The following is a 15,166-nucleotide window of genomic DNA, read 5'->3' on the forward strand; positions in this document are numbered from 1 at the left end:
TCAGCATGTCCACGCTCGCTCCGACTCCGGTCGGTAAGAACGACGATTCGGCCGGCACGCGCCGGGCCGGGTCCGGCGACGGTTCGTCGCGGGGCTCGCGCCCGGGGTCGGGGCGGGCGCGGCGGCTCCGCACGGTGGGGCGCACGCTCCCGCTCGTGCCCTCGATGGTCCTCCTCGCGCTGTTCCTGCTCGGGCCGATCATCAGCTCGTTCTACGGCTCGTTCACCAACTCGTCCCTCACAGGGGCGACGGCGCAGAGTTCGCAGTTCATCGGCTTCTCGAACTACACGAAGCTGTTCGCCGATCCCGACTTCCCGAAGTCCGTCGTCCTGACGCTGGTCTTCCTGTTCACCTCCGCGGTGATCGGTCAGAACCTCGTCGGCCTCGGGCTCGCCCTCCTCATGCGGTCGGCGCACAAGACCGTCCGCGCGATCGTCGGAACGTTCGTTGTGGCCGCGTGGGTCCTGCCCGAGATCGTCGCCGCGTTTGCGGCGTACGCGTTCTTCAATCAGACGGGCACGCTCAACACGATGCTCGCCTGGTTCGGCATCCACGGGGCGAACTGGCTCTACACGTTCCCTCTTCTCTCGGTCATCCTCGCCAACATCTGGCGCGGTACCGCGTTCTCGATGCTCGTCTACGCGGCGGCCGTGCAAGAGGTCCCGCCCGAGATCACCGAGTCGGCCGAGGTCGACGGTGCCGGCGGTTTCAAGCGGCTCATCTACATCACGCTCCCCGTGATCCGCCGCAGCATCTCGACCAACCTCATGCTGACGACGCTGCAGACGCTATCCGTCTTCACGCTGATCTTCGTGATGACCGGCGGTGGTCCCGGGACGAACAGCTCGACCCTGCCGATCCTCGCCTACCAAGAGGCGTTCAAGTTCTCGCAGCTCGGCTTCGGTACTGCGATCGCGACGATCATGCTGCTCGTCGGCGCGATCTTCTCGATCGTCTACATCCGCGCTCTCAAACCGGAGGTCGACTGACCATGGCCATGACATCTCCCAGCGGTCGGAGCCTCAAGGCGGTCTCCAACACCGTGCTCGTGATCGTCGCCTTCTGCTTCGCCGTCCCCTGGCGTGGCTGCTCCTGGCCTCGTTCGACTCGTCGGCGACGCTGTCGGTCAAGATCCCGACGGAGTTCACCCTCAGCAACTTCCAGAAGGTCCTGACACCCGACATCTCGTTCATCCCGCTGCTGAACAGCCTGATCCTGTCGGGCGGGTGCGCCATCGTCACGGTGATCGTCGCGATCCTGGCTGCGTACCCGCTGTCGCGGTACCGGATGCGAATCAACAAGCCGTTCCTCTACGGAATCCTGTTCGGCACCTGCCTGCCGATCACGGCGATCATGGTGCCCGTCTACAGCCTGTTCGTCAGCCTCAACCTGATCGACTCGGTGCCCGGCACGATCTTCTTCCTGGCGGCGTCGAGCCTTCCGATGGCGATCTGGATGTCCAAGAACTTCATGGACTCCGTGCCGATCTCTCTCGAGGAGGCCGCGTGGACCGACGGCGCCTCGATGATGACGACGCTCACGCGAGTCGTCGTGCCGCTGATGCGCCCCGGGATCGCGGTGGTCTTCATCTTCGTCTTCATCCAGGCCTGGGGTAACTTTTTCGTTCCGTTCATCCTGCTGCTCAGCCCGGGCAACCAGCCGGCCGCTGTGAGCATCTTCAACTTCTTCGGGCAGTACGGCTCGGTGGCCTACGGCCAGCTCGCGGCCTTCTCGATCGTGTACTCCGTGCCGGTCATCGCCCTCTACGTCGTCGTGTCGCGCACGCTCGGCGGCTCGAACGCACTGGCAGGTGCCGTGAAAGGGTAAGCCGAAACCAGACCACCACCAGTTCCTCCCCGGAACGACTGCCCGTACCACCGACTCTCTGCCGCACCGGCAGCCTCCAGGAGTAGAACCATGCACGACAACAGCGCCTCGGTCGAGGTCCGAATCGATCGATTCGTCCTCGAACGACTCACCCCGGCGATCTACCGCCGAGCTTTCCCCCTCAGCATCGAGGCCTGGGAGGTGCCAGACGAGCCGGTTCCGTTCGCCGAAGCGGTCGGCCAGGCCTTCACCCCGTTCTCGGTCGGCACTCCCTGGAGCAAACCGTGGGGCACCACGTGGTTCCACGTGACCGGCACGGTGCCCGCCGGCTGGGGTGTCGACGGCACCTCGCTCGAGCTCCTCGTCGATCTCGGCTTCAGCACGCGGCAGGCCGGCTTCCAGGCCGAGGGGCTCGTCTATCGACCCGACGGCAGCATCGTCAAGGCGATCGAGCCGTTCAACGGCTACGTGCCGCTCGACCTCCGCGAGGGCGACACCGTCGATCTGTTCATCGAGGCCGCGTCGAACCCCGACATCGGCGGCAACTATTTCTACATTCCGACTCCTCTGGGAGACAAGGCGACGGCCGGTACCGACCCGATCTACACGGTGAGCCGGATCGATCTCGTTGAGCGTGACGTCGACGTCTACGAGCTCGAGCGCGACACCTGGTCGCTCCTGGGGCTGATGCGCGAGCTCGAGCCCTCACTGCCGCGCCGCGCCGAGATCCTGCGTGCCCTCGAGCGCGTGTGCGACGTTGTCGATCCCGACGACGTGGCCGGCACGGCGCACCTCGGGCGCGAAGCCCTGACCGCCGTGCTCGCCTCACCCGCTTACGCCAGCGCGCACAGCGTCACGGCCGTCGGGCACGCGCACATCGACTCTGCCTGGCTCTGGCCCGTACGCGAGACGATCCGCAAGTGCGCTCGCACCTTCTCGAACGTCCTCCAGCTGATGGAGACCGATCCCGACTTCGTCTTCGCCTGCTCCAGCGCGCAGCAGTTCTGGTGGATGAAGCAGTACTACCCCGAGCTCTTCGAGCGCATCAAGGTGCGCGTCGCGGAAGGGCGCTTCGTGCCGGTCGGTGGAATGTGGGTCGAGAGCGACACCAACATGCCGGGCGGCGAAGCCCTCGCCCGCCAGTTCGTCCATGGCAAAGGCTTCTTCCTCCGCGAGTTCGGCTACGAGCCGAAAGAAGTCTGGCTGCCCGACTCCTTCGGCTACACTGCGGCGCTGCCGCAGATCGTCAAGGCGTCAGGATCCGATTCGTTCCTCACCCAGAAGATCTCCTGGAACGACACCAACCGGATGCCGCACCACACCTTCCTCTGGGAGGGCATCGACGGTACCCGTGTCTTCACGCACTTCCCGCCGAGCGACACCTACAACTCCGACCTCTCCGGTGCGGACCTCGCCAGAGCACAGCGCCAGTACGCCGAGAAGGGCGTCTCCAACGTCTCGCTGGCCCTCTTCGGCTGGGGCGACGGCGGTGGCGGACCCACCCGCGAGATGCTCGCCGCGGCCAAGCGCACGCGCGACCTCGAGGGATCGCCGCGCGTTCATTTCGGGTCGCCCAAGTCGTTCTTCGACGAGGCGAAGGCCACTCTGCCGCAGCCGTCGGTGTGGTCGGGCGAGATGTACCTCGAGCTGCACCGCGGCACCTACACCTCGCAGGCGAACACGAAGCAGGGCAACCGCGTCAGCGAGCACCTCCTCCGCGAGGCAGAGCTGTGGAGCAGCACGGCCAGCGCTCGCGGTCTGATCGAGTATCCCTACGACGCGCTCGAGTCGATCTGGCAGACGGTGCTGCTCCAGCAGTTCCACGACATCCTGCCCGGCTCCTCCATCGCCTGGGTGCACCAGCAGGCCGAAGAGAACTACCGCCGGATCGCCGGTGAGCTCGAAGCCATCATCGCGACGGCTCAGAAGGCGCTCGCCGGCACCGGCGACTCCGCCGTGGTGTTCAACGCGGCGCCGGTGACGGCAGCGGGCGTCGGCCCTCTCGGAGCCGCCGTCGTCGCTGCGCCCGAGCTGGTCGTTCCCCTGGCGGACGCGGGCGGCTTCACCCTCGCCAACGAGTCGGTCTCGGCGCACTTCGACGCGGCCGGGCTCCTGGTCTCCTTCGTCGACGCGACGAGCGGGCGCGATCTGGTCGCGCCCGGCGAGGCGGCTTCCCTGCTGCAGGTGTTCCGAGACACTCCCAACCAGTGGGACGCCTGGGACATCGACGTCCACTACCGGCACAACCGCACCGAACTGCGCACGCCGACCGCGGTGGAGGTCTCGGGTTCCGTGCTCGAGGTGACCCACGAGTACAACGCGTCGCGCATCGTCCAGCGCTACTGGCTCGCCGAGGGGTCGAGCGAACTCCAGATCGAGACCGAGATCGACTGGCACGAGCACGAGAAGCTGCTCAAGCTGGCGTTCCCGCTCGACCTGCGCACCGATCAGGCGTCGTCCGAGATCCAGTTCGGCCACATCAAGCGACCCACGTACACCAACACGTCGTGGGACTACGCGCGGTTCGAGACGATCGCGCACCGCTGGGTGCACGTGGGCGAGCCCGGCTTCGGGGCCACGGTCGCCAACGGATCGACGTACGGTCACGACATCACTCGGGCGACGCGCGACGACGGCGGCACGACGACACTCGTGCGAGAGTCGCTGCTGCGCGCGCCGCAGTTCCCCGATCCTTCGGCCGACCAGGGTGTGCACGTCCTGCGAACGGCGCTCGGCGTCGCTCCGGGCGTCCTCGACGCGGCGGCGAGCGGCTACCGGCTGAACCTGCCCACGCGCACCGTCGCCGGCGCCTCCGCCGAGGGCGTGGCGCCGCTGGTGACGGTGTCCTCGCCGTCGGTCTTCGTCGAAGCCGTCAAGCTCGCCGAAGATCGCTCCGGCGACGTGATCGTGCGTCTCTACGAGGCGCAAGGGGCCCGGGCCGAGACGTCTGTCGCGGTGGGGGCGGCTCTCGAGTCGGCGTGGACCACGGACATCCTCGAACGCGAGCTGGGCAACCCGGCCTGGCAGGCCGGCGACACGATCTCGCTCAGCCTGCGGCCCTTCGAGGTCGTCACCCTCCGGGTCAAGCTGGCCTAGAGGGCGTTCTCGAAAGGCGGCGCGGAAGCACCACGCGAGCCGGTCGGCACCAAGCGAACGTTTGGTGCCGACCGGCTTCGTCGGTGCCGCCGGCGGTGTGCTGTCGGCGCGGTGCCGCCACACCGGCCGCCACACCGCAGCGCCGCCGCCACACCGCCGCCACCCCCGTCAGCGCGCTGCGGCCGCCGCAGGCGCGAGCGCCGACTCCTGCGCCTCGGGCAGGTCCGGCACGTCCGCGACACCGTCCAGGACGTAGTCGAAGGGCCCCGCCGACAACGCCTCCCGCGACAGCGCGCCGGTGAGGACGCCGACCGAGACGACCCCGGCGTTCCTCGCCGCTTCGAGGTCGACGAGGGTGTCTCCGGCCGCGAGCACAGCCGCTACCGAACGGACACCCGTCAGCTCCATCGCGTGGTGGATCAGGTAGGGCGCGGGGCGCCCGGCTCGCACGTCCGACGTGGTCACCACGGCGTCGAGGGTGACCTCCGCGGACAGCCAGGCGGCGGGATCCTGCGCCACGGTCCAGCCGAGCGAGCCGAGCAGGCCCTCCGCGACGTCGCGGTCGAACCCGGTGCTGAGGGCGACCTTGATGCCGCGGGAGCGCAGCGTGGCGATCGCCGACTCGACGCCGTCGAAGGCGAACGGCGGGGTGGCCGCGTAGGCGCGTGCGAGATCCTGCTTGAACGCGTCGAAGGTGGAGGCGACCCGAGCGTGGTCCGGGGTCACGCCGCCGAGCTCGAGCAGCGCGGTGATGGCGGTGACCTTGTCGGTGCCCATCCACGTCTGGAGGTCTCCGGGCTCGACGGTGGCGCCGGCTCCCGTGACGGCCGACGAGAGCGCGCGGTAGACCGCCCCGCCGTCGTCGATCGTGGTGCCCGCCATGTCAAAGACTGCCAATTCGATCATGCTCCGAGGGTAGGTGCGCGCCCTCCTCCGACACCGCGGGAGGGCCCGGAAAGGCACTGGTCGCCGAGAGTTGGGGAACCGTTCACCGACCCAGCGTGTCCGCGTAACGGGGGACGACGACCATGGGCCCGATCGGCCACCGGCTTTCCCTCGTCCGGCACCACGGACCACCGGCTGCGATCAGAAGGACAATCACAGTGCAGACTCTCCCGAAGAAGTCGGTCCGCCGACTCGTCGCCGGCCTGGCCTTCACGGCCGCCGTCGGCATCGCCCTCACCGGCTGCTCCAGCAGCGCGACCGCCGGCTCCGGCAGCTCGGCCGACTCGAACGCGGCCACGGCCACGAGCGCCGCAGACCTCGGAGGCATGGACGGTCTCGTCAAAGCCGCCAACGCCGAGGGTGCCCTGAACGTCATCACGCTCCCGCCGTCGTGGGCCAACTACGGCAAGATCATCGCGGGCTTCGAGAAGAAGTACCCGAAGATCAAGATCACCTCGGCCAACCCGAACGGCTCGAGCGCCGACGAGGTCGCGGCCGCGAAGTCGCTCAAGGGACAGTCGACCGCGCCCGACGTCTTCGATCTCGGCACCGCCGTCCTGAGCCAGAACACCGACCTGCTGGCGAAGTACAAGGTCTCGAACTGGGCCGACATCCCCGCCGACTTCAAAGACCCGAGCGGTGCCTGGTACTACGACTACACCGGCCTCATGTCGATCGGCTACGACTCGAGCGTCATCAAGACGGCGCCGACCTCGGTCAAGGATCTCCTCGACTCGGCGTACAAGAACAAGGTCTCGATCAAGGGCGACCCGACGCAGGCCAACGAGGCCGCTTCGGCCGTGTACCTCGCCGCGCTCGGCAACGGCGGCTCGGCCGACGACGTCCAGCCCGGCATCGACTTCTTCAAGTCGCTCAAGTCGGCGGGCAACTTCAACTCCACCCTCCCGACCCAGGCCACCGTCAACTCCGGCGAGACGCCCGTCGTGATCCAGTGGAGCTACAACAACCTCGCCTGGGGTCCCGCCGCAGGATCGGCCGGCAACCCGAACTGGAAGACCGTCGTCCTTCCCGGAACCGCACTGGGCAGTTACTACAACCAGGCCATCAACAAGGACGCCCCGCACCCCGCGGCCGCCCGACTCTGGGAGGAGTACCTCTACACGCCCGAGGTGCAGAACCTCTACCTGGCGTCCGGCGCCTACCCGGCGACGCTCGCAGCGATGGAGAAGGCCGGCACGGTCGACAAGGCCACCCTCAAGACGGTCGGCGAGGCTCCCTCGGACTTCGTGCAGCTCAGCACCGACCAGGCGTCCAAGGCGGCGACCCTGCTGACGGCCGGCTGGGCCAAAGCGGTGAGCTAGCACCGTGACGACGCAATCGATTCCCGATGCGCGCACTCGCCCAGCGGGGTCGAGCGCGTCGTCCCCGGCTCCTCGAGAGGCGTGCGACGCCGGGGGCACGCGTCCCCGGCGTCGCAGCCTCGCGTGGCTCGGCTTCACGCCGTTCGCGGCCTACGTCGTCCTCTTCCTCGGCGTCCCCGCGGTCATCGCGGTCGCCAGCGGCTTCTTCTCTGCCGACGGGAGCATCACCGTCGCCAATCTCCGGGCGTTCACCGACCCCACGATCCTGAAGGCGTTCCAGGGTTCGCTCCTCGTCTCGATCGTGAGCGCCGTCCTCGGCGCGGTCATCGGAGCCCTCGTCTGCTTCGCGCTCCTCGGCACGAGGGCCGAGGGCCTCCTCCGCACCGTCGTCGACGCGGTCTCGTCGGTCCTCGCCCAATTCGGTGGCGTCATGCTGGCCTTCGCGTTCATCGCCACGGTCGGGTTCCAGGGCTTCGTCACGCTCTGGATCAAGAGCACCTTCGGGTACGACATCAACGGCGACGGCGCGCTCCTCTACAAGATCCCCGGGCTGATCCTGCCGTACACCTACTTCTCGGTGCCGCTCATGGTCCTGACGTTCATGCCCGCGATGGAGGGGCTCAAGGCCACCTGGGGTGAGGCGGCCGCCACGCTCGGCGCCACCCGGCGTCAGTACTGGACCAGGATCGCCATGCCGGTGCTCGCCCCCGCGTTCTTCGGCAGCCTCCTGCTGCTCTTCGCGAACTCGTTCTCCTCGTTCGCCACGGCGGCAGCTCTGCTCAGCCAGGGCGGGATCGTCCCGCTGACGATCAAGCAGCAGTTGACCAGCGAGACCATCCTCGGCGTCTCCAACACGGCCGGTGTCCTCGCCCTCGGAATGCTCGTCATCATGGTCGTCGTCATGTTCTTCTACTCGCTCCTCCAGCGTCGGGCCGCGAGGTGGCAGCGATGAGCGCCGTTCCGCTGACCGGCGTCGCGGTCGAACCGACCGGCGAACCGGCCAACCCGGCGCCGCGCAATCGGCGTGCGCCCCGCGTCGGAGCAGAACCGAGCAGGATCACCCGGCTCGTCATCCTGATCGTCGTCGGCCTCGTCTTCGTCGTCCCGCTCGCGGCGATGTTCGAGTTCACCCTCCGATCGGCGGGCACGACCGCGCTCGGCTTCGGCCACTACGCCTCGATCTTCCATCCGGACGCCGCGGCGGGGGTCGACTACTCGCCCCTCTTCCAGGGCCTGCGGAACTCGCTCGTGATCTGCCTCATCACGGTGGCGCTCATGCTCCTGATCCTGCTGCCGACGATGCTGTTCGTCGAGCTGCGGTACCCGAGGTTCCGCCGGGTGCTCGAGTTCGTCTGCATCCTGCCGATCACGATCCCCTCGATCGTGCTGGTGGTCGGTTTCGTCCCGGTCTACCAGCGGGTGGCCGCGATCTTCGGCAGTCAGCCGTGGACGCTGGCCTTCGCCGTGGGCATCATCGTGCTGCCCTACGCGTACCGGCCGATCGCCACGAACATCTCGGCCTTCGACCTCGTCACGTTGAGCGAAGCCGCGCGGTCGCTCGGCGGGAGCTGGCCCGTGGTCGTCTGGCGCGTGATCCTGCCGAACATGCGGCGCGGAGTCGTCTCGGCGGTGTTCCTCACCGTGGCCGTCGTGCTGGGCGAGTACACGATCGCCTCGTTCCTGAGCCAGAACACCTTCCAGACGGCGCTGCTGCTGATCAGTCAGACCGACTCGTACGTCGCGACGATCTTCGCGCTGGCGGCGCTCGTCTTCGCCGGCATCCTGCTCGTGATCATCGGCCGCTTCGGCGCCATCCGCCCGGGCGGACGCGAGCGCCGCGTCCGTCGCGCCCGCCCCGCGCGTCCCACTCGTCCCGTTCGTTCCAGGAGTGCCTCATGACGTCCACCAGCCCCGCCCCCACGCTCGAACGCCTCGGCGAGGGTGCGACCGTCGAACTCCGCGGGGTCGTGAAGAGCTACGCAGGATCCCGCGCGCTCGACCGGCTGAGCCTCACCCTGGCACCGGGGGAGTTCGTGGCGCTGCTCGGCCCGTCCGGGTGCGGCAAGACGACTGCGCTGCGCTCGCTCGCCGGACTCGAATCCATCGACGCAGGATCCATCCTCATCGACGGCGAGGACGTGGTCGCGACGCCGGTCAACAAGCGCGACATCGGCATGGTGTTCCAGCAGTACTCGCTGTTCCCGCACCTGACCGTGCTGCAGAACGTCGAGTTCGGCCTGCAGATGCGTCGCGTCGATTCGGCGAGTCGCCGGCGCCGAGCCGTGGAGGCTCTCGAGATGGTCGGTCTCGATCATCTCGCCGGACGGTTCGCCCATCAGCTGTCGGGCGGCCAGCAGCAGCGCGTCGCCCTGGCGCGGGCGCTCGTCACCCGACCGCGCGTGCTCCTGCTCGACGAGCCGCTGTCCGCGCTCGACGCGAAGGTGCGCGTCTCGCTGCGCGAGGAGATCCGCAGGATCCAGACCGAACTCGGCATCACCACCCTTTTCGTCACGCACGACCAGGAGGAGGCGCTCGCCGTCGCCGACCGGGTCGCGGTGATGCGCGCCGGAGAGATCGAGCAGATCGGCAGCCCGGAGGAGCTCTACCTCACGCCCGCCAGCGCCTTCGTGGCGGACTTCGTGGGGGTGAGCAACAGGATGCGGGGCGAGCTCCAGGCGGGGACCATCACGGTGCGAGGAGCGCGACTCGCGTCGATCGATCCGACGCTTCCCGACGGCCCGGTGCTCGCCTACGTGCGACCGGAGGACATCGCCTTCGTGCCCCCGCCGACGCCTCGCCGAAGGACATCCACGGGACGGTCGCGTCGACCAGCTTCCTCGGCTCGCTCCGGCGGACCACGGTCCGGCTCGACGACGACACCATCGTGTCGGTGCAGCACGGCGTCGAGCAGCAGTTCCTGTTCGGCGACGCCGTCGCGCTGCGACTGACGGGTCGGCCGGTGGCGTCCACCCCGGATGGCGCTGCCTGATCCTGCGCGCTTCGACGACTCACGGAACGGACACGGAAGGCTCACTAGGCTGGTCCGGGCGTCGGCGTTGCCCTTAAGGGGCCGACGCGAGGTATCTTGATATCGAGACATTTTCTGTCCGAAGATCTAAGGAGTCGTCCCGCGAATGAGCAAGATCATCTACACCCTGACCGATGAGGCACCCCGACTGGCGACGTACTCGTTCCTGCCCGTCGTCGCGGCCTATGCGGCGAAAGCGGGCGTCGACGTCGAGACCCGCGACATCTCGCTCGCGGCCCGCATCCTGTCGCAGTTTCCCGACCGGCTCACCGCGGAGCAGTTCGAGGCCGACGCGCTCGCGGAGCTGGGCACCCTCGCGGACACCCCCGAGGCCAACATCATCAAGCTGCCGAACATCTCGGCGTCCGTCCCGCAGCTGAAGGCGGCGATCGCCGAGCTGCGGTCGCAGGGCTTCGACCTGCCCGACTACCCCGACGAGCCCTCGACGGACGACGAGAAGGAGACCCGCGCGCGCTACGACAAGGTCAAGGGTTCCGCGGTCAACCCGGTGCTCCGCCAGGGCAACTCCGACCGTCGCGCCCCCGCCTCCGTCAAGCAGTACGTCCGCAACCACCCGCACCGCATGGGCGCGTGGTCGTCCGACTCGAAGACCAACGTGGCCACCATGGGCGTCGACGACTTCCGCTCGAACGAGACCTCGACGATCGTCCCCGACGCGGGCGCCGTCTCGATCCAGTTCACCGCGGCCGACGGCACCGTCACCGTCCTCCGCGACGCGGTCGCGGTCCGCGCGGGCGAGGTCATCGACGCGACCGTCCTTCACGTGAAGCCGCTCCGAGACTTCTTCGTGGCTCAGATCGACCGCGCCGCGGCCGAGGGTGTGCTCTTCTCCGTCCACCTCAAGGCGACCATGATGAAGGTCTCCGACCCGATCATCTTCGGCCACGCGATCCGCGCCTACTTCAGCGACGCGTTCGAGAAGTACGGCGCCGACCTCGCTGCCGCGGGGCTCAACCCGAACGACGGGCTCGGCGCCCTCCTCGCGGGCCTCGACTCGCTCCCGAACGGCGCCGAGATCACGGCGGCCTTCCAGGAGCGCCTCGACAACGGTCCCGACATCGCCATGGTCGATTCCGACAAGGGCATCACCAACCTCCACGTGCCGAGCGACGTCATCGTCGACGCGTCGATGCCGGCGATGATCCGCTCCTCCGGTCACATGTGGGGCAAGGACGGTGCCGAGCACGACACGCTCGCCGTCATCCCCGACTCGAGCTACGCCGGTATCTACCAGACGGTGCTCGACGACTGCCGCGTCAACGGCGCCTTCGACCCGAAGACGCTCGGCTCGGTGCCCAACGTCGGCCTCATGGCCATGGCGGCCGAAGAGTACGGGTCGCACGACAAGACGTTCGAGGCTCCGGCCGCCGGCACGATCCGCGTGCTCGACGCCTCGGGCGCCACGCTGCTCGAGCACGAGGTCGAGGCCGGCGACATCTGGCGCATGTGCCAGACGAAAGACGCGGCGATCCGCGACTGGGTCGGCCTCGCGGTCACCCGCGCGCGTGCCAGCGGGGCTCCCGCCGTCTTCTGGCTCGACCCGACGCGGGCGCACGACGCCGTCCTCACCGACCTGGTGCACGGCTACCTCGCCGAGCTCGACACCGACGGGCTGCAGATCGAGATCAAGTCGCCCGTCGACGCGATGCTCTTCTCGCTCGAGCGCATCCGCCGCAGCGAAGACACCATCTCGGTGACCGGCAACGTCCTCCGCGACTACCTGACCGACCTCTTCCCGATCATGGAGCTGGGCACCTCCGCGAAGATGCTCTCGATCGTTCCCCTGCTCTTCGGCGGCGGCCTGTTCGAGACCGGCGCCGGCGGCTCGGCCCCGAAGCACGTGTCGCAGCTCGTGAAGGAGGACTACCTGCGCTGGGACAGCCTCGGCGAGTTCCTGGCACTGGCAGCCAGCTTCGAGCACCTCGCGACGTCCACCGACAACGCCCGCGCGCAGATCCTGGCCGACACGCTCGACCGAGCCACAGCCACGTTCCTCGACGAGAACAAGTCGCCGGCACGCTCGGTGGGCTCGATCGACAACCGCGGCAGCCACTTCTACCTGGCGCTCTACTGGGCGCAAGAGTTGGCGGCGCAGACGGTCGACGCGTCGCTGGCCGCCGACTTCGCCGCTCTCGCGTCGACGCTGGCGTCGTCCGAGGAGAAGATCAACGGCGAGCTGATCAGCGTGCAGGGCTCGCCGGTCGACATCGGGGGCTACTACCGTCCCGACGACGTGAAGGCCAGCGCTGTCATGCGCCCCTCCGCCACGCTCAACGAGGCGCTCGCCGCGCTCTAGGTGCGTGCCGCGCGGGTGCGCGCTGCGCGTGCCTGCCCGCGCGGCCGCCCCTGCGCGCCGCCCGCGCCCGCGCGTACCCGCGCACACCCGCGCACCCGCACACCTGCCGAAATCGAAGGGGATTCTTCCCCGGAGGCCCTCGCATCCCCTTGCGCAGGCCCTCCGGGGAGGATCCCCTTCGATTTAAGGAGGGGCGGGGTGGCGGCGGAGTAGCGCGGGGCCGAGGGCAGGGATCAGGGGCGCAGGACGGCGGCCGGCGCACCCAGCATGGCGGCGCCCACCGCAGCGACCGAGAGGCCGTCGGGCAGCAGGCGGATCCGTCCCGGCAGGTCGAGCGACGCCAGGAACGTCGACGACCCGGCCCAGCCGGCGAGGACGCCGCGGACGCCGTCGAGGAGGGGCGCACCGACGTGGCTGAGGCCGCCGCCGATGACCACCGACTCGACGTCGACGGTCAGCACGAGGATCCGGACGGCCGCGGCGACCCCGGAGAAAAGAAGCGCGCGGATCCGCAGGGCTTCGGGGTCTCCACCCGCCGCCGCCGCGAAGAGGGCCTGAGCAGGATACGCGTGTTCGATCGGCCACAGTCGCGCGATGGCGCCGCCCGAGGCGACGGTCTCGAGGCAGCCGCGCTGCCCGCAGGCGCAGACGGCGCCGAGCGGGTCGACCGGGATGTGGCCGATCTCGCCGGACACGCCGCGGGCGCCGCGCCATAGGGAACCGTCGACGACGATGCCGGCGGCCAGGCCGGTGCCGAGGTTCAGGTAGGCCACGGGCCCGGACAGGGCCATCAGGTGGTACGCGCCCAGGGCGGCCGCGTTGACGTCGTTCTCGACCGCTACGGGGGCGTGCACCAGGTTCTCGAGGCCGCTGCCGAAGGCGGTGTCGTCGAAACCCAGGTTGACCGCGTGCCGCACGCGGCCGGTCGCGGGGTCGACCAGGCCGGGAATTCCGACGCCGATCGAGTCGAACTCGGATCGGGCGAGTCGCTGGAGCCCGGTCACGGCCGCAGCCGCATTGGCCAGCACCTCGGCCTCGCCGAAGCCCGTGGCGAGGCGCAGCCTCTGAACGGGTGTTCCCGCGTCGTCGATGGCGACGGCGTCGATCTTCGTGCCGCCGATGTCGAGGCCGGCCCTCATCGGACGGCGTCCGCCCTGGTGGTCGGCGCGGGGCATGTGCCGAAGACGTCGGTGGCGTGCGGGGCGGGCATGTTTGTTAGTAAAGCTTACGAATACGATTCCGCGCAACCGCTCCGTTCACTTCTTTACCGAATAAATCGCCGCAATTGCAAGGATGTTTCGGCCACGTTAACTCGCGAATTGCCCCTTGACTTTTGTTTGTAAGGGCAATTTACTAACACAACCAGGCCAGAGCGGGTCCCGTTCGGGGCCACCGGGCAGCCGAGACGAAAGTGGGCCAGCATGTCGGACGACGTGATGACGAGCGCGCAAGAAGCCGCTGCACCTCGTCGCCGACGCGTGTCGGTCAAGGCGCTCCCGCAGCACAATCGCGTGCACAACCGGTCCCTGGTGCTCCAGGCCCTCTTCCACCTCGGCGCCATGAGTCGAGCCGACCTGGCCCGTCAGTCGGGGCTCACTCGCCCCACCGTCTCGGTGCTCGTCGCCGAGCTCGAGGCCGACGGCATCGTCTCGGAGATCGGCCAGCGCGAAGACGTCCGCGTCGGCAAGCCGGCCACCCTCGTCGAGATCAACGCCGACGCCTTCCACATGATCGTCCTCGACCTCTCCAGCGCGGATCGTTTCGTCGGCGCGGTCGTCAACCTCCGCGGCGAGATCATCGAGCGCGCCGAGATCGAGATCGACGGAGCCGTTCGCGACGACGCGATCGCGCGGGTGATCCGGCTGGGGGAGCGTCTTTCCGCTCTGACGACCCGCCGCATCCTCGGTATCGGCGTCGGTTCTCCCGGAATCGTCGACGACCAGGGCGTCGTCCGCGAGGCCCTCCACCTCGAGTGGTTCGACCTCCCGCTCAAGGAGCGTCTGAAGAAGCACTTCCAGGTGCCCGTGCGCGTCGCCAACGACGCCAACGTCGCCGCACTCGGCGTGCACACCTTCCGCGACGTGCCCGGGCTCAGCCTCATGGTCATCACGATCGAGCACGGCGTCGGCGTCGGCCTCATCATCGGCGGATCACTCGTCGAGGGCGAGCAGTTCTCCGCCGGCGAGATCGGCCACGTCACGGTCGACACCGGCAGCGACGGCGAGTCCGGCGACCTCTGCACCTGTGGCCGCCGCGGCTGCCTCGAGGTCGTCATCGGTGCCCGCTACCTCAGCGACCGGATCGAAGGACTCGGCGAAGCCGATCGCGACGCGGCCCTCCGCACCGCGGGCCGGGCCCTCGGCGTCGTCACGGCGCCGGTGATCAGCGCGCTCAACCTCAACGAGGTGGTCCTCTCCGGCCCCGCCGCCCTCCTCGACGGCCCGTTCGCCGAAGCGGCCCTGGACACCGTCCGCTCGCGCACCCTGTCGGTGGTCGGCACGGGCCTCTCCCTCCGGACGAGCGGCGGCGACACCGACCTGGTGCTCCTCGGCGGTGCCTCCCTGGTGCTGCAGGCCGAGCTCGGCGTCTCCTGAATCTTCCTGTTCCCTCCCTTCACCCCACCCCACATCA

Annotated in this window: 9 protein-coding genes and 2 pseudogenes; 9 read left to right on the forward strand and 2 right to left on the reverse strand. The window is 68.8% G+C overall.

All coding sequences use genetic code 11. The features are described 5' to 3' along the window. Positions 1-5 precede the first annotated feature (5 nt). From QUE79_RS06815 to QUE79_RS06825, 3 genes and pseudogenes are all read left to right on the forward strand, one after another. A complete protein-coding gene (locus QUE79_RS06815; protein ID WP_286346009.1) occupies positions 6-989 on the forward strand; it encodes a carbohydrate ABC transporter permease in 984 nt (327 codons plus the stop codon). A gap of 2 nt (positions 990-991) precedes the next feature. Further along, positions 992-1,827, forward strand: a pseudogene (locus QUE79_RS06820) (carbohydrate ABC transporter permease). A gap of 90 nt (positions 1,828-1,917) precedes the next feature. Further along, positions 1,918-4,923, forward strand: coding sequence for an alpha-mannosidase (locus tag QUE79_RS06825; protein ID WP_286346010.1), 3,006 nt, complete (start codon positions 1,918-1,920; stop codon positions 4,921-4,923). 168 nt (positions 4,924-5,091) lie between these two features. Here the strand turns inward: QUE79_RS06825 and QUE79_RS06830 are convergent, their stop codons facing one another. Beyond that, positions 5,092-5,829, reverse strand: a complete 738-nt coding sequence (locus QUE79_RS06830) for a phosphonatase-like hydrolase (RefSeq protein ID WP_286346011.1) — start codon at positions 5,827-5,829, stop codon at positions 5,092-5,094. A 197-nt stretch (positions 5,830-6,026) separates the two neighbouring features. Between QUE79_RS06830 and QUE79_RS06835 the strand changes: the two genes are divergently transcribed. The 5 genes and pseudogenes from QUE79_RS06835 (at position 6,027) to QUE79_RS06860 (ending at position 12,535) form a co-directional block, all read left to right on the forward strand. Then, entirely contained in the window at positions 6,027-7,190 is a 1,164-nt protein-coding gene (locus QUE79_RS06835) for an ABC transporter substrate-binding protein (RefSeq protein ID WP_286346012.1), read from the forward strand. Positions 7,191-7,194: 4 nt separating this feature from the next. Then, complete coding sequence (locus QUE79_RS06840) at positions 7,195-8,142, forward strand: ABC transporter permease (RefSeq protein WP_286346013.1); 948 nt, start codon at positions 7,195-7,197, stop codon at positions 8,140-8,142. Next, positions 8,139-9,089 carry an ABC transporter permease gene (locus QUE79_RS06845; RefSeq protein WP_286346014.1) on the forward strand — a complete coding sequence of 317 codons (951 nt, stop codon included), beginning with the start codon at positions 8,139-8,141 and terminating at the stop codon, positions 9,087-9,089. Before QUE79_RS06840 ends, QUE79_RS06845 begins: the two co-directional genes overlap by 4 nt. Further along, positions 9,086-10,179 (forward strand): annotated as a pseudogene (locus QUE79_RS26115) (ABC transporter ATP-binding protein). Before QUE79_RS06845 ends, QUE79_RS26115 begins: the two are co-directional and overlap by 4 nt. A gap of 145 nt (positions 10,180-10,324) precedes the next feature. Continuing rightward, positions 10,325-12,535 (forward strand): NADP-dependent isocitrate dehydrogenase, encoded by a 2,211-nt coding sequence (locus QUE79_RS06860; protein ID WP_286346015.1) that lies wholly within the window; start codon positions 10,325-10,327, stop codon positions 12,533-12,535. Positions 12,536-12,768: 233 nt separating this feature from the next. Here QUE79_RS06860 and QUE79_RS06865 read toward each other — a convergent pair whose 3' ends face one another. Continuing rightward, the gene (locus QUE79_RS06865; RefSeq protein WP_286346016.1) at positions 12,769-13,710 is read right to left on the reverse strand and encodes an ROK family protein; all 942 of its coding nucleotides are present in this window, start codon (positions 13,708-13,710) and stop codon (positions 12,769-12,771) included. A 246-nt stretch (positions 13,711-13,956) separates the two neighbouring features. Between QUE79_RS06865 and QUE79_RS06870 the strand changes: the two genes are divergently transcribed. After that, a complete protein-coding gene (locus QUE79_RS06870; RefSeq protein WP_286346017.1) occupies positions 13,957-15,129 on the forward strand; it encodes an ROK family transcriptional regulator in 1,173 nt (390 codons plus the stop codon). Positions 15,130-15,166: the final 37 nt, after the last annotated feature.

The organism is Frondihabitans sucicola, from assembly GCF_030296615.1.
In the GTDB taxonomy this organism is placed as follows: domain Bacteria; phylum Actinomycetota; class Actinomycetes; order Actinomycetales; family Microbacteriaceae; genus Frondihabitans; species Frondihabitans sucicola.

Bases quoted from the DNA above. Each gene is read 5' to 3' on its own strand.
- QUE79_RS06815 (WP_286346009.1), top strand. From the start codon at position 6: ATGTCCACGCTCGCTCCGACTCCGGTCGGTAAGAACGACGATTCGGCC.
- QUE79_RS06825 (WP_286346010.1), top strand. From the start codon at position 1,918: ATGCACGACAACAGCGCCTCGGTCGAGGTCCGAATCGATCGATTCGTC.
- QUE79_RS06830 (WP_286346011.1), bottom strand. From the start codon at position 5,829: ATGATCGAATTGGCAGTCTTTGACATGGCGGGCACCACGATCGACGAC.
- QUE79_RS06845 (WP_286346014.1), top strand. From the start codon at position 8,139: ATGAGCGCCGTTCCGCTGACCGGCGTCGCGGTCGAACCGACCGGCGAA.
- QUE79_RS06860 (WP_286346015.1), top strand. From the start codon at position 10,325: ATGAGCAAGATCATCTACACCCTGACCGATGAGGCACCCCGACTGGCG.
- QUE79_RS06865 (WP_286346016.1), bottom strand. From the start codon at position 13,710: ATGCCCCGCGCCGACCACCAGGGCGGACGCCGTCCGATGAGGGCCGGC.
- QUE79_RS06870 (WP_286346017.1), top strand. From the start codon at position 13,957: ATGTCGGACGACGTGATGACGAGCGCGCAAGAAGCCGCTGCACCTCGT.